The organism is Pantoea sp. 18069 (assembly GCF_902706035.1).
In the GTDB taxonomy this organism is placed as follows: Bacteria; Pseudomonadota; Gammaproteobacteria; order Burkholderiales; family Burkholderiaceae_C; genus Comamonas.
Genome location: NZ_CACSJA010000031.1, coordinates 1 through 16,848, shown reverse-complemented (window position 1 = coordinate 16,848; position 16,848 = coordinate 1). Strand labels below are relative to the sequence as shown.

Here is a 16,848-nt window from a genome sequence, read left to right as displayed (position 1 = left end):
CTGCCCCATGGCACGATTGCTGCCTTGCAGCCGCCACGAACTTGGCAAGAAGAGCATCAGCGGGCGCGGTCTCGGCCGGTAGGCGGGCGCCAGAAGGCACCGTGCCTCAAGCGCCGCGCACCATCGCCATGATCTTGGCGGTGCTCAGCCCGCGCGCGGTTTCCTGCATCTGCGGCAGGTAGCGCGCCTGCAGTTCTCGGCCATCCTTCATCACATGCTGGTAAGCGTCCTTCAGCGTGTCCGTGGACAGCGTGCGCCCGCCCGCGTAGTACTGATTGGCCACATGACCCAGCGCGTAGGTCGATGCGAAGCTCATGCCGCTGCTCACCGCCTGGCGTCCCACGCCGCCGAACAGGCCCTTGCCGGCCTTGCCCAGCAAACCGCTGAGCAGCTTGCGCCCGGCTTCCTCGATGTATTGCGAAGTCAGGCCCACGCCCAGCGCCGCGAGCAAGTCCTTGATGTGCCCGCGATCGAGTTCATAGCCGTAGCTCTGTCCGACTTGATAGACCAGGCGCATCTGCAACGGAATGATGGCCAGCGTGGAGAGATTCTCGGGCAGCAGCTCTATCGCGCCGTTCATGATCGAAGACCTGAGGATCTTGCTGTCCATCTCCGCGGCCGACAGATTGCCCGGGCGGCGCTGCGCCGCCGTCGACGGCAAGGCATCCACGGCCGCCGGGTGCGGCACCGCCACGCCTGGGGGCAAGGCGGCTTCGGCTGCCGCAGTCTGCAACGGTGCATCGGCCACGGCGCGGGCCTGCGCATCGAAGCTGCCATCGGCATGCCCCCAGGCCATGCCGGAAACGGCGCTGGCGGCGGCGACCGCCGCCTGCGGCGCAGCAGCCGCGCCACCCATGCCCCAGGCCTGGCGCACCTGCGCCAGGAACGCTTCTTCCTTGGCACTGGTCCGGCCGTCGGCGTCGCACACGCACACCGCCATCTCATACGCGAGCTGACGCGATTCGGTGCCGGTCAGACGCGCGAGCACGTCCTGCAACTGCACCCGGCGCAGCAGTACGTCCTGGTACAGGCCAGGCAGGTTGATGGCCTGATCACCCGCAAGCCCTTGCGCCACCTGGCGAATCTGCTCGCGTTCGCGGTCATGCTTTTCTCCATCGGCAAACGAGGCCAGCAGGCACAGGGTCAAGGTCGCGCGGATTTCGTCGTGTGTCATGGTGCTTCAGATCCTGGATAAATAACAAAAGCTTGGAGCCCAAAACGGGCTATGGGTTCCGTGTCCCATGAGGGAGAGCGCGCGCCCTGTGCATCTCGGTGCAGGAAAATCTGGTGGGCTGCAATGGAACCGAATGCACGGCCGCGTGACGAAATCCCCATGTGAGAGGATGCGCCAAGCGGTCAAGGCCTGGCGCCAACACCTCTCTCGCTTGTACCGTTGCGGAGGCAAAGGCAATGACAGATCAGGACAGGAGACGCGCAAAGTTCGAAGCGTGGGTGGCTGAAAATCACCCAGCAGCTCCGCTGGATCGAATCCCTTCACGGCCGGACGAATACGACGGCATTCTCGCCGCCTGGACTTGGGCTGCCTGGCAAGCCGCCTGCGGCGCGCCGTCCGAGGGGCCCGAGCCCGTGGCCTGTGTGTACAAAATACACGCCTTGGTGCCTGGCAGCTCAGCGGTCACGCATGTTGCGCTGTACCGCCCATTGGCCGCAGGCACCCAGCTCTACACCACCGCATCATTGCCGCCCGCAGCGAAAGGCCATGCCGCAACCAGGCTCCCCATGGGCCTGATCTGCGCGCGCGGGAGGGGCTGCCTACCGGCAATTGGTGCCTGATTCGCCGAGTTGAACTCCAGGTGCCGCCCTGCTGCAGCCTGTTGACTGCGGCCAACGAAAAAGCCCCGGCAGCGTGAGCAACCAGGGCTTGGGCCTGCCCGGATCAACCGGACGCAGCAGTCGTTACTTCATCGCTTTTTTCGCGACGTCCTTCACATCGCCCACGGCCTTCTGGGTCTTGCCTTCGACCTGCTTGGCGACACCCTTGGCCTGCTGCTCGGGGCTGTTGAACACTTCACCCGCCTTTTGCTGCACCTTGCCAGCTGCATCCTTCAGAGCGCCTGAGACTTGATCTTTGTTCATGCTGTTTCCTTTGTCGCGTGAGCCTGGGTTGAAATACCCATGAAGGATGCGCTGCATGACGGAGGCTGACGGTAGGAGCAGACGAGGATGGGGCGTGGGCTTGGGCTTACACCCCGGTCCTTGGCGCCAGACGCTGCAGCACTCACCGCATCACCAGCCCACCGTCGACAAACAGCACCTGCCCCGTCATGAAGCCGCTGAGCGCCGAGGCCAGGAACAGCACCGGCCCGGCCACGTCTTCGGGGCTGGCCAGACGGCGCAGCGGCGTGGCCGCCATCAGCGATTCGCGAAACGATTCCTTGGTGTGCTGCGTGCCCTGCGTGGGATAGACCAGGCCAGGCGCCACGCAGTTGACGCGTATGCCCACGGGCCCGAGTTCGCTTGCCAGATTGCGGCTGAAGGCCACGAGCGAAGCCTTGGCCGTCGTGTAGTCGTGGTAGGGCACGACCGGGTGCTCGACCAGGTTGCTCACGATGTTGACGATGGAGCCGCGCGCGCGCTGGCGCATCTGCGGCAGCACGGCGCTGCAGACGTTGAAGGCCGCGCCGACGGCGCCGTCGAACTGGGCCTGGTAATCGCTCCATTCGAGATCGTCGAAGTGGCGGCGGCGCTCGGGATCGAACGCATAGGGCCTGAAAGCATTGTTGACCACGATGTCGATGGCCCCGGCTTCGCGCACGATGCCCTCGACCATGGCCTGCACCGCGGGCTTAGAACCCACATCGGCCTTCACGGCCCAGGCATCGCCACCCGCAGCCTCGCAAGCGGCCACCGTCTGGGCCGCGGCCGCATCGTTGGACAGGTGGTTGATGGCCACGGTCGCGCCCTGGCGCGCAAAGGCGATGGCGATGGCCGCGCCAATGCCGCGGCTCGCGCCCGTGACCAGCACCACCTTGCCGCGCAGATCCATTGCAGAAGATTGCGTCATTTCAGTTATCCATTGCGCTTGCGCCATCCACTGCCCATGAAATTGGCGCGTCCCAGCCCTGGGGCACTGCGCCTCTCCCGTTCAGGCTGAGCTTGTCGAAGCCCTGCCCGGCGCGGCCCTTCGACAAGCTCAGGGCGAACGGTTGGGAGGTTGGCGCTGCTTGATGTTTCATTTCAGCCCACCGGCAACAGGCTGGTGTCAACGACATCCGACACCTTGATCTGGCGCTGAATCAGCCCCAGCGCGCGGTAGGCGTCGGCACCTTTTTGCAGCGCCGCGAGATCGAAGCTGCCCAGGCGCGGCGCCGCGCCCTTGGCCTGCGCCGTGGGCAGCGAGGACGCATTGCGCAGGCGGATCACGTCGAGATTGATCTCGCGGTTCGTACCGTCGATCGCATGCTTGCCGGCCAACTGCGCGGCTTCCTCGGGGTTGGCGATCATCCAGGCCGCGCTGTCGCGGTAGCCCTGCAGGAAAGCCTTGAGCAGGTCCTTCTTCTCGCGCAGCACCTGCTCGCGCACCACGAACATGTCGCTGGAGATGTTGAGGTGGTCGCGCACCTGCATGATGTTGACTTCGCCAATGCCCTTGCGCAGGCCCACAGCCAGCCCGGTGTCGGTCGCGGCCGTGGCATCGACCTGGCCCTGCATCAGCGGCGCGAAGTTGAGCAGGCCGGTGACGACAATGGTCACGTCCGACTCCTTGAGGCCGGCCTGGTGCAGCATGACCAGCAGGTTCTGGCGCGTGCCGCTGGACAGGCTGTAGACACCTATCTTCTTGCCCTTGAGGTCGGCCGGCTTCTGTATGCCCGAGGATTTGAGCGACACCACGTTGAACACGTTCTGCGGATAGATGTCGTAGATAGCGACCAGCTTTTCGCCCTTGTCCAGCGCCATGAAGAACGAGCCGGGATCGGTGAAGGCGACATCGCCCTGGCCGCTGAGGATGTTGCGGATGGCATCGCCGCCGCCCGCACCCGGCAGATAGGTCAGCTCCACGCCCAGGGCCTTGAAGAAGCCCTTGTCGGGTTCGGCGAGAATGTTGGTGATCTCGCTGATGGGCTTGCTCCAGCCCGCAAGGCGTATCCTGCCCTGGATATTGGCGGCGCCGGCGGTGCCCGCCAGGGTCAGACCGGCCAGGCCTCCCAGCAGGCTGCGGCGGGAGATGAACGAAGATGGGTGGTGCATTGCAGTCATGGCGATCAAGGGTTGTCGCGCGAGCGCGAGAGAGGCGGGATAGGCGAAAGAGGAAAGGCGTGGGAGCGCAGCAGCCGGCGCTCGAGCAGCATGCAGCCCTGGTACAGCAGCAGGCCCATGGCCGCGATCAGTACCAGCGCCGCGAACATCAAGGTGGTGTCCATCATTCCCTGGGCCGCGATGACCACGGCGCCCAGGCCGCGGCTCGCGCCCATGAATTCGGCGACCACGACGCCCACCAGCGCCAGCACCGCGGCCACGCGCAGGCCCGCAAGAATGGCCGGCAGGCCCGTGGGGAGTTTGAGGCGCAGCAGCGTCTGCAGGCGCGTCGCGCCCAGCATGCGAAACAGCTGCAGCCGCTGGGCATCGACCTGGCGCAGGCCGGTCAGCGTGTTCTCCATCAGCGGGAAAAAGCAGATCAGCGCGGTGATCAGCACCGTGGGCAGCAGCCCGAAGCCGAACCACAACACGAACAGCGGCGCGAGCGCGAGCTTGGGAACGACCTGGCTGACCACCACATAGGGCTTGAGCACGCGCTCGAGCAGCGCCGACTCGGCCAGCGCCATGCCGGCGAACAAACCGACCAGACCGCCCGCTGCCAGGCCGAGCACCAGGGCCTGCAGCGTGGCGGCGATATGCGGCCAGAAATACCCCGAGGCCAGACCCGTCCACAGCGCTGCGGCCACGGCCGACGGCGCGGGCAGCACCAGCGCCGACAGGCCCGACTGGCGCACCACGAGCTCCCAAAGGCCCAGCAGAATCAGCAGCAGCGCAGCGGCCATGAGCCGCGCCTGCAATGGCGTGGGGTTCATGCGGCGGTCCTGTCCATGGCGGCGCGCACACGCGCGCAGTGTTCGTTGAAAGCCGCGCCGTGGCGCATGGCCTGGGTGCGCGGCGCGGGCAGCGTGATCGCGATGTCGTCGACAATGCGCCCGCCGTGCATTAGCGCGATGCGGTCGCCCAGATACACGGCCTCGTTGATGTCATGGGTCACGAACAGCACCGTGGTGCCCAGCGCGCGGCAGGTGCGCAGCAAGTCATCCTGCAGCTCGGCGCGCGTGATGGCGTCGAGCGCCGCAAACGGCTCGTCGAGCAGCAGCAGCGGGGGTTCCAGCATCAGCGCGCGTGCCAGCGCCACGCGGCTTTGCTGGCCGCCCGAAAGCTGGCGCGGATAGTCCTGCGCATGGTCTGCAAGGCCCAGTTGCTGCAGCAGCTGCAGCGCGCGCGCCTCGTCCTGCGGCGTGGGCTTGCGCTGCAGCGACACGGGCAGCAGCACATTGCCCAGCACCTTGTGCCAGTCGAGCAGCGTGGGCGCCTGGAACATGAAGCCCAGTTGCGGGCCGGGCGCGGCCAGTTCGCCACCGCGCAGCACAATGCGCCCCGACTGCGGGCGCAGCAGGCCCGCGGCCAGCTGGAGCAGCGTGGTCTTGCCGCAGCCGCTGCGCCCCAGCAGGCAGTGGAACGCGCCGGCCGGCATGCGCCAGTCGACGCCATCCACCACGGGCCCACGGCCCGGGTAGGTGAACACCACCTGCTGGATATCAAGAAACGCCATGTCAATCTGCATACGAAGCGAACGGCTGTGCCGCGATCTCGGCCGACTGCTCGATCTCGGTCATGCGCACCAGGTCGAGCAGATTGAAGCGCCCGTCGTGGTGCCAGCCGGCCTCGGGCATGCTCATCGCACCGATGGCGCTGATGCGCGTCACGCCCGCCGCGCCCAGCAGGCCGGCGAGCCGGTACAGTTCCTCGGGCCCGGCCGCGATGCCCGCGGTCTGCAGGAATGCACGCTGCGCCGCGACCACGGGCACCACGGCGTCGAGCTGGTCCACACCGAGCACGGCAATCGTGCGGTACAGCGCCGTCGGCGCGAGCGGCTGCAGGCTGTCGCTGTAGGCCACGCTCCAGGGCGCGTCGGCCGGGCCTATCAGCAGGTCTTCGCCATCGCCGGCATCACCCGAAGGCGCGCGCCACTCCACGGCCTGCTGCCATTTGGCGACGGCCGCGCCCTCCTCCAGCGCCAGCGGCCGGCGCGCAAAGCGCCGCTGCAGATTGCCAAGCTCGGCCGCGAGATAGTCGGCAAAGGCGCGCGGCGACACCGGCGCGCCGCGCTCCACATAGAACACATGGGGCGAGTAGCAGCCCTGCTGGTCGTAGCGCATCACATCCCAGGCCGCGAGCCGGGCCACGGCGGGCGCCTTGAGCGCATCCAACGCCTGCGCGCCCACCAGGCCGAAGCCCAGCTTGTGGCCATGGGGCACAAAGCGCGTAGTCACGGGCAGGCGCCGGCGCAGCGCATCGAGCGACGCATTGCCGCCATAGGCCAGCACCGTATCGGCCTGGGCATAGAGCGCGGCCGCGCCTTCGGCGCCCAGGCCGGTCTCGCCGCCCGCGCCGCTCCACCAGACCACGGCCAGGCAGTCGGCCAGCGGCGGATGCACTTCGGCCAGCAGCCGCGCGAACCAGCCCGCGAACAGCGGCTCGGCGCTCGCGAGCTTGCCGATGCTGGGCGCCTTGACCAGCAGGCCGCAGACCATGCTCCACAAAGACAGCGCGGGCACATTGCCGGCCCAGCTGTGCACCAGCAGATCGGGCCCGAAAGCGCGCACCGCGCCGCCCTTGGGCGCGGGCTCGAAGCCGTCAAGCACGCCGGGGTTGGCAAAATCTTCGGCCACAAAGCGGCGCAGCTGCGCGGCGCGAAACGTCTTGAAGAATCCCGTGAGGCCCAGCCGCACCATGTCGGCGTCATAGCCGCTGACCACGGGCAGCCAGGTCTCGGCCTCGCGCCGATACGGGTCATTGCGGTCCAGCAAGCGCGCGATCGCGCGGTCGATGGCATCGATGATCTCGGCCACGGGCATGCCCCGCAGATGGCGGTCGGCAGCCGCGCGCACGCGCTGCGCCAGCGCCTGCATCTGCGCGCCGGTCAGCACCGGCACCGACACTTCAAGCCGCAAGCCGCCCTGCGCGAACGGCAACGGGTGCCACTGCACTTCGTCGTCGCCCAGGCCGGGCAGATAGCCCGCGGTGATCCGCGCCGTGCTCATGCCGCAGCGGCCTTCACGAACTCTTCGACGGCCAGCGAGCAGCCCTTGGCCGCCGCACCTTCGGCGCGCCCCAGCAGCAGAAAGCCGCCCTCGGCCCACAGGCCCACGTCTTCGGTCAGTATGGTAGTGACCGCGTTGTAATTGGCCAGATCGCAATGCACCAGAATGCCGCGCTCGCCCGGCGCGACGCTGCGGCCCGTGACGGGCTCGACCAGGCGCGAACGAATCCAATGCGGCCCCGACTTGACCGAAGGCAGCGTCGCATTGCCGGCGTCATAGAACTGCGTGCTCAGCTCGGTCATGCCATACATGTTGATGCACTGCGTGCGCGGCACGCCCAGCAGCTGCGACAGCTCGGCATAGAAGTCTTCGAGCGGCAGCTCGCGCGACTGGCCCTTGTAGCCGCCGGTGTCGAGAATGCGGCTGCCCGCGGGCAGACGAAAGCTGCGGCCCTGGGCGCGCAGCGCGTCCATCACATGCACCAGGCTGAAGCTTGCGCCCAGCAGCGCATAGGGCAGTCCGCTGCGCTCGGAGTCTTCGAGCGCCGCGCACAGGCCAGCCATGTCGAGGCCCTCGGGCGTCAGAAAGTAGCGGCTGTCGGGCGTGCCGAATTCGGACTTGGCCAGCGCAAGGTAATGCGCGAGCGATGAATTGGGCATGGCCTGCTCGTCGGGAAACAGAATGCCCATGGGCAGGCGCTCGGCGCCGAGCATGAAGCGCTGGGCGAAGTTGCGCGCCATCGACAGGTCGTAGACATCGAGCTGCGGATGAAAGTGCCGCCCGCGCGCCGCGCGGCCCGTGGTGCCGCTGGTCATGAACACGCGCTCGCCCGGCGAAGCCGGCGCGCTGCGCAGCTCCATGGCCTTGAACGCATCAATGGGCACGGCCGGAATGTCGCTCCAGGTCCTGACATTGCGCAGCGTCGCGCCGCGCCGCTGGCAGAAGCTGCGAAACGGCAGATTCGATTCGTACTGGTAGGCGAACAGGCGCAGCGCGAGTTGATCGAACTGGTCGTCGGTGCAGCCATCCATCGCGATGAATGCAAGCAGGTCTGCGACCAGCGAAACGGCCTTGTCCATGGAAATCCTTCGAGAGCGTAAAACGAATGCTCCGAAGGCCCCTCGCCCATGCACGCATGAAAGCGCGGCCACGTCAGGGTGCAAGCTCTTCTTCCGCCGGAATGACCCGGTTCAAGTTCTCGGGTGTAGATCTCAGCACTGGCGTGCACCCCGGAGCGAGGGCTATCTTACCGCAGCCATGCACGGCGGGTGGCGCGCAAGTGCTCTGCTCCCCTGCCCCGCTCAGTCTGCCTTGATGTTGTTGTCCTTGACGACCTTGCCCCACAGCTGGGTTTCGGTGTGCATCCATTCCGTGATCTGCTGGCGGGTCATCGCCGAAGGCTCGGAACCCAGGTCTTGAAGATGTTTGGCAAACTCGGGCTTGGCCACGATGCGCTGGACCGCATCCTGCAATTTGTCCAATATCGGAGCCGGCGTGTTGGCCGGCGCCAGCAAGCCCTGCCAGGAGCCCGTGACAAAGTTGGGAATCTGCGATGCGACCGTGGGCACGCCGGGTGTGGCCGCAAACGGCTTGGCACTGGTGACCGCAACGGCTTTGATCCTCCCGCCCTGCACCAAGGTCTTGGTCGCGACGACGCTGGCCATGGCGCTGTCGATCTGGCCACCGGCCAGGTCGGCCAAGGCCTGCGCTCCGCCCTTGTAGCCAATCACATTCAATTCAAATCCCCGGTCCTGGGCAATCAGAATGCCGGCGAGCTGGCTGATGGAAGCCAAGGGCGTGCCAAAGCTCATGGGCGTGCCGCTTTTCCTGGCATAGGCCACCAGTTCATCGAGATTCTTGGCCGGCAAGTCGTTGCGCACCACCAAAAGGTGGGGTGAATACGCCGGTATCGCAATAGGCGTCAATTCCTTTTGCGGGTTGTAGCTGAGTTTCGGCACCACGCTGGGCCCGATGGTCAGCACACTCATATCCAGCAGGAGCAAGTTGTAGCCATCTGGCGCCGACTTGGCAACGAAGGCGGCTCCGATATGGCTATTACCACCGGCCTTGTTCTCGACAATGATGGTCTGCTTGAACATCTCGCCCAGGTCCTTGGCCAGCGACCGGGCCAATATGTCGGAAGTGCCGCCCGGCGGGTTGGGCACGACGATGCGTATGGGCTTGGAGGGATAGCTGGCCGCAGGGTCCTGGGCAAAGGCTGGCAATGCCACAACACCCAGCAGGGTGGAGGCAGCCAGGCCCAGCGCGGTGCGCCTGGCTTTGCAGAAGGTCAGGGCTGGGAAAGAGGTCGGTTTGTGCATTTTTTGTCTCCTGTTTATTGAATCCATTCAAGCGTGATGCCGTGCCGTTCTCATTGCGGCGGGCGAATCACGTTGCGCAGCGGCTGGCCGGCATGCAGGCGCAGGATGTTGCTGGCCATGAAGCTGTAGCGTCGCTCCAGCAAGGCAGGAGTCATCGCCGAGATATGGGGCGTGGCGCGCACATTGGGCAGCGCATGCAAGGGCCAGCGCGACGGGGGCACCGGTGGCTGCCCTTTCTTTGGATACTGGAACCAGACGTCCAGCACCGCCCTGCCCAAGCGATGGTCGCGCAGGGCTTCGTACAGCGCCTGCTCATCCACCACTTCCGCGCGGGCCACGTTGACCAGCAGGGCCTGCGGGGGCAGCAAGGCCAGTTGGCGTGCGCCGATCAGGCCGCGGGTGTTCTCGTCCAAAGGACAGCACAGCACCAGGGCGCGCGCATGCGCCAGCACTGCATCCAACTCGGATACCGCAGCAAACTCATCCGCCAAAGCGGGCGCAGTCGGCTTTCCGCTGCGAGTGACTGCCACGACATGCATGCCCAAAGCCTTGGCACGCCGCGCAATCTCCTGCCCGATATGACCGAATCCCACGATCGCCAGCGTCTTGCCATACGCCTCATCATGCTGGGCGCGGTTGGCATAGGCCTGCGCCCAGGCCTGGGCATCAAGCTGCGCCGGGTATTGCCACAGCTGTACAAAATGCTCCAGGAGCGCATGAATGGTGAACTCCGCGATCGGCACCTCATGGCCGTGGACATTGCAAACGGCGGTCGCACCTGGCAGTGCTTCGCAGGCCACCTGCTCCCAACCTGCGCCAGGGACCTGCAGCAGCCGACACTGGATGCGCGCGGCCTCATAGTCGCTGACGCTGTTGCTGACAACCACATCCGCGCAGATGGGACCATCTTTCGGGAAGGCGTCCAAGGCCTCCACTTCGTGCGTGGGCCCCAGGAGCGCGCGCAGGCGCGGGGCATTGGGCGCGTGCAGCCCGACAATCTTGATATGCATGGCAGTTCTCTAAAAAATGGGGGTTGCGATCAGCGGGTTTCACGAACGATGAGATCGGCGCGCTGCTTGAAGCCGTCTTTCAGGCGCGTTCCCAATCCAGCAGTCGTCGTGGGCTGGGCCATGCCTGCCTCGATCACAGGCAAATCCGTGACGATGTCGCGGTACCAGGTAGCCAAGGTGGCACGGACCACTTCCTGGTAGATGGCCGTGGGGGCATGCAAGGCCATTTGCAGGCCCGCCATCAGGGTGACTGGGCCTGTGCAGTCATGCGGCGCCAGCGGCCGGTTGTAGGCCTGCGCAAGCGCTGCGATCTTGCGCCCCTCGGTAAACCCACCGCACCAGGCCAGATCCAGCATCACGACATCCAGCGCATCCGCTGCCAGCAGGTCACGGAACGGCCGCAGGCCACCCAATGTTTCGCTGCCGCAAATTTGCACCCGTGTTCGGCGGCGCAAATCGGACAGGCTGGCAGCGTCGTCCATCTTGCACAGCGGATCTTCGACCCAGAAGACCTGGTACTCCTCCAGTGCCTGGCAGATGCGCAACGCCGAGTGATTGCCAAACAGGCTGTGCAATTCGCACATCACCTCGATGCGATTGCCCACGGCCTCCCGGATTTTTCTGAAAGGTTCCAGCCCTTTCTCCAGATCGGGCAAGCTGATGAGCTGCCCCTGACTGGCAGGGGCATAGATGTCGAACGGCCAGATCTTCATGGCCTTGTAGCCCTCGTCGAGCAGGCTGCGCGCCAGCGCCCCTGCGTCGCGCATGAAGGCCACCTGGTCGTCATAAGGGCCTTGCGACTCATCGTCCGTGCCTATGTCTCGGCGCTTGCCATTCGTGTTGAAGCTGTATCCGGCGCAAGTGTTGTAGACGGGAACGCTGGGGCGTGCCGCGCCCCCCAGGGCCTCGTGTATGGGCACGCCCTGACGCTGGCCGGCCAGATCCCACAGCGCGATATCGACGGCACTGGCCGAGCGCACCTCCATGCCGGAACTGTTGTAGCCCACATAAGGCGTGAGCAGATGGCGGGAGATACCTTCGATCTGCCGGGAATCACGCCCCAGCAGCCAGGGCGCGAGTTCTTCGTGCAGGCAGGTCTCCACCGACACGGCCCCCCGGAAGGTTTCCCCCAGGCCGACCAGGCCGTCGCTCGTTTCCAGCTCCAGCCAGATCAAGCTGGGTCGGTCGGGCACACGGTAGGTACGAAGGGATCGTATGATTGACATAATTTACAGCTTTTTATAGATTCAATGGAAAATCGCGCCCAATGCAAGGGATGGCGAATTCTGATTTAGAAAATATCGCCCGTCTTCGCCTGCATACCCTGTCAATAGCTGTCACATGCCAAAACCCTCTTTCTCTTCAGAGCACACCGACAAGGCCAAAGACCGGCTGTTGGGAGACAAGGTCTATGAGGACCTCTTGCAACTGCTGGGCACGCCAGGTTTCGAGCCACGCGCACGCATGCCCGCAGAGACTGCGCTGTCGCAACGCCTGGGTGTTTCGCGTCCTGTGCTGAGGCAGGCACTGGCCCGCCTACGGGATGAAGGCCGCATTTACGCCCGCAAGGGTTCGGGCACATTCGTCACCGACGCCATGCCGCAGGCACGCCCGGTCTCGGTGGACACCTTGAAGAACATCGCGGACATCCGTGACTTCCTGGAGTTCCGCCTGTTCATCGAAGGCGAGGCCGCTGCCCGGGCAGCGCGCAAACGAACTGCAGAAGAGATGCACCACATCAGGCGCTGCAGAGAACGCTTTGATCAAGCGCTTGCCGAGGGCAGTGATGCGGTAGAGGAAGACGTGGCCTTCCACAACGCCGTCGCCCAGGCCTGCGGCAATCGCTTCTTCAGCATGACGATGACAGCGCTGGCACCACAAACGCGCTTCAGCATCGGGCTCTCGCGCAGTCTGGCTGGACGGCCACAAGGCGAACGGCGGGACAGCGTATGCCATGAGCACTCGGCTGTGGAGCTCGCCATTGAAAGGGGCGATGCGGACGCTGCGCGCCAAGCGATGGCCTTGCATTTGCGCGCTGGCATCGATCGGCTTTTTGGACATGCTGTATGAGCATGAAGTACGGCGCTCCCGGCCTGAGTTCGAGTTTCCCCTGATCCCTGGCGGAGTTATGCCACCCTCACTGGCGCAGGCACGCCCAGGCAGGTGAATCTGTTGAGTATGGAGGCACAGACTGGCAACTCCGTGACCTGCCGGTCGAAGTCGTGGGCAAGCAAACGCGACGAGTACAAGCGATCCTTACAAGAGCACGTCGATCATGCCCGGCCGCGCTGGATCCCATTGTGTGGCGTTGTTTATGGTGGTGGCTGACAACTGGAATTGAGCCCGTAACCGCGCCAATGACAGCGCGGGGTTGCGTCTGTTCGTGTGAAGCCAGCGTGAGAAGCCAAAACTGAGCCCTGGGGACGTTCAAACGTGCGCCGTTTGGGGCTCTACGTGAAGCTTCAGGCCCAGTGCGCTCAACACCTTCATGACGGTGGCAAAACTAGGGTTGCCGTTTTCGCCCAGGGCCTTGTACAGCCCTTCCCGGCTCATGCCTGTGTCCCTGGCCAACTGCATCATGCCGCGAGCGCGGGCCACATCACCCAGAGCCTTGGCGAACAACGCCGTATCACCTGGTGCATCTTCCAGACATGCCTGCAGGTACTGCGCGCAGTCTTCATCGGACTGCAGGTAGCCTGCGGCGTCGAAGGGCTTGATGCCCAGCTTTTCAGCGGCGTTGAGGTTCATCGTTCACTCCTTCAATTCTCGAACCATGTTCTGGGCCCGGCTGATGTCACGGTCCTGGGTCGACTTGTCACCACCGCCCAAGGCCACCACCACGGTCGCGCCATCCTGCTAGCAATAGACCCGATACCCGGGCCCTGAATGGATTCGCAGTTCCGTCACTTCGCCACCCACCAGCTTGCAGTCACCCCAGTGCCCTAGGGATAGACGTGCCAGCCTGACCAGCACTTGCTTCTGCCCCACCTTGTCCCGCAGGTTCGAAATCCAAGCATCGAATTCATTGGTTCGCTGGAGCTGGTACATGGGCACACTGTAAACCACAGTTCACACAGATGCAACCATCGCCCCCCCATGCCAATATGAGCTACTGCACCTCCCTCTGACAATTCAGTGAGTAACGAGGTAAGCATGACGAACAACCAGCAACCCAAGGTCCCGATGCACGCAGTGAAGAATTTGTCCGATCCGGGCGCATCTGCAGCGGCCCAACCGACCGCCGACTCCGAGGTAGTCCCGCGAGCGCGCCGCCGTACGTTCTCCAACGCCGACAAGCGCCGCATTCTGCAGGCTGCCGACAACTGCACGACTTGCCGTGATCGCCGCCGTGCAAGAGTTGACGCCGCTGCTGGGCACCGGTGGCGCCTGTCGGGCACTGGGCCTACCGCGCGGGGTGCCGGCCCGCCAACGGGCCCAAGCGCATCGCTTGGGCCTGATCGGCACACCGTAGCCGGGTGCGGCCTCCGTTGGCCCTGGATGCCCAGGAGAACGCGCTGCTGCTCGATACCCTGTACAGCGAACGCTTCGCCGACGCCGCCCCTGCGGCGATGCACGCCATGCTGCTCGACGAAGGCCGCTACCTGGGCTCGGTGCGCACCATGTACCGATTGCTTAACACCCAGGGCAGTTCGCGTGAGCGGCGCCGCCAGTTCACCCACCCGCCCTACGTCAAGCCCGAACTGTTGGCGGTGGCTCCGAACCAGGCCTGGTCCTGGGACATCACCAAGCTCAAGGGGCCGGCCAAGTGGACGTGCTTCCATCTGTACGTGATCCTGGACATCTTCAGCCGCCACGTCGTGGGCTGGTTGATCGCCGAGCGCGAGAGCGCCGACTTGGCCGAGCAGTTGATCGCCGATAGCGTGTCCCGCCACGACGTGCAGCGCGGCATGCTCACCTTGCACGCGGACCGTGGTGCAGCCATGCGCTCCAAGCCGGTGGCGGCCCTGTTGGCGGACCTGGACATCGCCAAGAGCCATAGCAGGCCGCACGTCTCGGACGACAACCCGTACTCAGAATCGCAGTTCAAGACGATGAAGTACCGGCCGGACTTCCCCGCGCGGTTCGGCTGCATAGCGGACGCTCGTGCTCACTGCCAAGCCTTCTTCGCTTGGTACAACACCGAGCACAGGCACTCGGGCATCGGCTACATGACGCCGCAGGCGGTCCACTACGGTCAGGCGCAGGCCTTGTGCGAGGCCCGTCAGGCTGCGTTGGATGCCGCATTCCTGGCGACACCGAGACGGTTCAAAGGCCGCCGCCCTGAGCCTCATGCGCTGCCTTCGGCAGCCTGGATCAACCCACCACCACCGGAGGCCAACGCCCCAAAAAACGAATCAGCCCGCACAGTAAATTCATGACAACGGGTACAGCAAAGTCATTGACACGTTCCGGTCAGCAACCGCTGCAAAGCAGAACTAAATGGCAGTCATTGCACTATTGCTTCTTCACTTGCCTGCATTCGACCTTAAAGCTGTCGAAGAAAAAATGGCCGATTCAGGATCCGAAATATCTGTTAAAGCGTTTCTGCACTCGGAGTTGACATTACCTCTTGCCTATCCACGAAAAACCTAAATCTTTATGACTGTTTTCTGTCGATACCTATTGACTCTTATGCTCTTACTTAGCACGACTGGATGCAGTGTTTTCTCTGGTGGAAGTGAATTTCCGATTTCGGAAATGGCCAAGCAGCAACTGAGGCAAGAAGCTTTCCTTGTGGGCCCAGTGCGCCACCTAAACTCGCAATCGGATGATGCAATCACATTCGTTGTCGCATTTGATGGCACCTTGAATGATAAAGACAATGTGCCTCTAGGAGAAGACGAAACCGTTGTGTCAAAAATTTATGACTATGTCATAGCGCCAGAGTTCGGGACGATAGCCGCAGACCAGGCACGTGTCGTCCGTCAGTATTACAAGGGGCCTGGCTGTCAATTTGGCATTCTTTGCTGGTTTGACGCGGCCTTCGGTTACAGCAGTGAAGGCACTGCTCGCAAAGCTATAAGCGCGCTTAAGAAATTCATCGCAAATCGACCGCATGGATCGGAGTTAAATGTAGTTGCAATCGGCTTTAGTCGCGGAGCCGCAACAGCAAGGCACTTTTTAAACTTAGTGCAGCGTGATTCAAAAGATGGATTTTTGAGCAAGGCACAGATGGCAACACATTCGTTTGCCATCTTGTTTGATACCGTCGCCACAGGAGATGCCGGAACTCTTGAACTGGCCTTGCCTTCTAATCTGGAATTCGCTGTTCACTATGTAGCGCTGCATGAGGCACGGCCATTATTCTTGCCAGTGGTTGATGATGACAGCATCTACGAAACGTTCGTGAATGCGAAAAGGTACCCGTATTTGCAAAGGATCTATACCACGTACGTTCCGGGGGCTCATTCCGATCTTGGAGACTCCTATCTTCAGGGAGTTGGTCCCTACGTGACAGCACACGCGAAATCCATTCTGGGGAACATGGGCTTGGGCCCTCCTCTACGTGCAGACCTATGTCCTCATGTGAACGAGTCTGGTGAACATGCTATTGAGTGTCGAACTTGGAATGAAGGAGTTCACGATTCGAGAGGGCTGTTCGATCGCTTGCTGGGTGTGGGCTCGCCCTACTCATGTGACTTTCAAGGACGCGTCGGCAGAGTGAAGAAGGCACCAATAACAAACGGTGAAGCCACTATCCTCGCGCAACGTATCAATGACTGGCTTTCCTCTGATCCACCATTCATCTCCGCAGGTTCAAGCATTCGCACCGTTGGCACCAGCAACTTTGTGTTTAGTGCTTCTTTGGCATCGGCCGTATGGCCCTTGATATATCCGAAGTACGAGGACTTCGCGGGATACAACGCACTGATCACCTATAAAGACGATGAAGCGATTCTCCAACTTACGGATCCCAAAAATCGTGGCGTTAAACTGAATATCCCGAAAAAAGTTTTACAGAATATCTCACGCTATGAGGCTCCTATCGAAGTTGAGCTAAACATGACGAAGCCCAATGGTCCTTGGTGGTTTGTCGATGGCTGTCTTCCAGATATTCCCCACTATAGTCTGTTATGAGTTTTCTCGGTCTTAGCACCATCCCTTTCAAGGTGTTTCGATCGTGGTCATGTAACCTACTGAGCGCCCGAGGTTTGCGGGCGTTCAGGAGAAGAAAATCTGGCAAGAAGTCATTGAGCGGTTCGAGCAGCAGGCACCGGGTGCCGTGATGGCGCACCTGGCGTTGGATCAGGC

The 16,848-nt window shown here is 63.3% G+C and carries 15 protein-coding genes, 2 pseudogenes and 1 riboswitch; of the genes and pseudogenes, 3 read left to right on the top strand and 14 right to left on the bottom strand.

Annotated elements, in window-relative coordinates; all coding sequences use genetic code 11:
* Window positions 1–106: 106 nt before the first annotated feature.
* The 11 genes from GVL12_RS19955 to GVL12_RS19905 all read right to left on the bottom strand — a co-directional run bounded on the left by GVL12_RS19955 (window position 107) and on the right by GVL12_RS19905 (window position 11,789).
* Window positions 107–1,174 (bottom strand): YcjF family protein, encoded by a 1,068-nt coding sequence (locus tag GVL12_RS19955; protein WP_159917312.1) that lies wholly within the window; start codon window positions 1,172–1,174, stop codon window positions 107–109.
* 743 nt (window positions 1,175–1,917) lie between these two features.
* Window positions 1,918–2,097, bottom strand: a complete 180-nt coding sequence (locus GVL12_RS19950; RefSeq protein WP_159917311.1) for a CsbD family protein — start codon at window positions 2,095–2,097, stop codon at window positions 1,918–1,920.
* Window positions 2,098–2,239: 142 nt separating this feature from the next.
* Window positions 2,240–3,025: an SDR family oxidoreductase gene (locus tag GVL12_RS19945; protein WP_159917310.1), complete on the bottom strand. Its 786-nt coding sequence runs from the start codon at window positions 3,023–3,025 to the stop codon at window positions 2,240–2,242.
* Between the two features lie 173 nt (window positions 3,026–3,198).
* Window positions 3,199–4,218, bottom strand: coding sequence for an ABC transporter substrate-binding protein (locus tag GVL12_RS19940; protein ID WP_235033922.1), 1,020 nt, complete (start codon window positions 4,216–4,218; stop codon window positions 3,199–3,201).
* Window positions 4,219–4,223: 5 nt separating this feature from the next.
* Complete coding sequence (locus GVL12_RS19935) at window positions 4,224–5,030, bottom strand: ABC transporter permease (protein WP_159917308.1); 807 nt, start codon at window positions 5,028–5,030, stop codon at window positions 4,224–4,226.
* Window positions 5,027–5,773 carry an ABC transporter ATP-binding protein gene (locus GVL12_RS19930; RefSeq protein WP_159917307.1) on the bottom strand — a complete coding sequence of 249 codons (747 nt, stop codon included), beginning with the start codon at window positions 5,771–5,773 and terminating at the stop codon, window positions 5,027–5,029. Before GVL12_RS19930 ends, GVL12_RS19935 begins: the two co-directional genes overlap by 4 nt.
* A 1-nt stretch (window position 5,774) precedes the next feature.
* Window positions 5,775–7,265 (bottom strand): acyl-CoA reductase, encoded by a 1,491-nt coding sequence (locus GVL12_RS19925; protein WP_159917306.1) that lies wholly within the window; start codon window positions 7,263–7,265, stop codon window positions 5,775–5,777.
* Window positions 7,262–8,344, bottom strand: a complete 1,083-nt coding sequence (locus GVL12_RS19920) for a long-chain fatty acid--CoA ligase (RefSeq protein WP_159917305.1) — start codon at window positions 8,342–8,344, stop codon at window positions 7,262–7,264. The genes GVL12_RS19925 and GVL12_RS19920 overlap by 4 nt, the downstream gene beginning before the upstream one ends.
* Before the next feature lie 71 nt (window positions 8,345–8,415).
* Window positions 8,416–8,507, bottom strand: a riboswitch (TPP riboswitch).
* 59 nt (window positions 8,508–8,566) lie between these two features.
* A complete protein-coding gene (locus GVL12_RS19915; protein ID WP_159917304.1) occupies window positions 8,567–9,586 on the bottom strand; it encodes a tripartite tricarboxylate transporter substrate binding protein in 1,020 nt (339 codons plus the stop codon).
* Window positions 9,587–9,636: 50 nt separating this feature from the next.
* Entirely contained in the window at window positions 9,637–10,596 is a 960-nt protein-coding gene (locus GVL12_RS19910; protein ID WP_159917303.1) for a 2-hydroxyacid dehydrogenase, read from the bottom strand.
* Window positions 10,597–10,625: 29 nt separating this feature from the next.
* Window positions 10,626–11,789, bottom strand: coding sequence for a mandelate racemase/muconate lactonizing enzyme family protein (locus GVL12_RS19905; RefSeq protein ID WP_235033921.1), 1,164 nt, complete (start codon window positions 11,787–11,789; stop codon window positions 10,626–10,628).
* Window positions 11,790–11,937: 148 nt separating this feature from the next.
* On the opposite strand from GVL12_RS19905, the gene GVL12_RS19900 reads away from it, so the two are divergent.
* Window positions 11,938–12,666, top strand: a complete 729-nt coding sequence (locus GVL12_RS19900) for a FadR/GntR family transcriptional regulator (protein WP_159917301.1) — start codon at window positions 11,938–11,940, stop codon at window positions 12,664–12,666.
* Window positions 12,667–12,722: 56 nt separating this feature from the next.
* On the opposite strand, the pseudogene GVL12_RS19895 reads toward GVL12_RS19900, so the two are convergent.
* The 3 genes and pseudogenes from GVL12_RS19895 to GVL12_RS27060 form a co-directional block, all read right to left on the bottom strand.
* A pseudogene (locus tag GVL12_RS19895) lies at window positions 12,723–12,833 on the bottom strand (IS5/IS1182 family transposase); the annotation flags it as partial.
* A gap of 190 nt (window positions 12,834–13,023) precedes the next feature.
* A complete protein-coding gene (locus tag GVL12_RS19890; protein ID WP_159917300.1) occupies window positions 13,024–13,344 on the bottom strand; it encodes an addiction module antidote protein in 321 nt (106 codons plus the stop codon).
* 108 nt (window positions 13,345–13,452) lie between these two features.
* The gene (locus GVL12_RS27060) at window positions 13,453–13,644 is read right to left on the bottom strand and encodes a type II toxin-antitoxin system RelE/ParE family toxin (RefSeq protein WP_200843940.1); all 192 of its coding nucleotides are present in this window, start codon (window positions 13,642–13,644) and stop codon (window positions 13,453–13,455) included.
* A gap of 443 nt (window positions 13,645–14,087) precedes the next feature.
* Here GVL12_RS27060 and GVL12_RS19880 point away from each other — a divergent pair.
* Window positions 14,088–14,975, top strand: a pseudogene (locus GVL12_RS19880) (transposase); the annotation flags it as partial.
* A gap of 319 nt (window positions 14,976–15,294) precedes the next feature.
* A complete protein-coding gene (locus GVL12_RS19875) occupies window positions 15,295–16,674 on the top strand; it encodes a DUF2235 domain-containing protein (protein ID WP_159917298.1) in 1,380 nt (459 codons plus the stop codon).
* Window positions 16,675–16,848 lie beyond the last annotated feature (174 nt).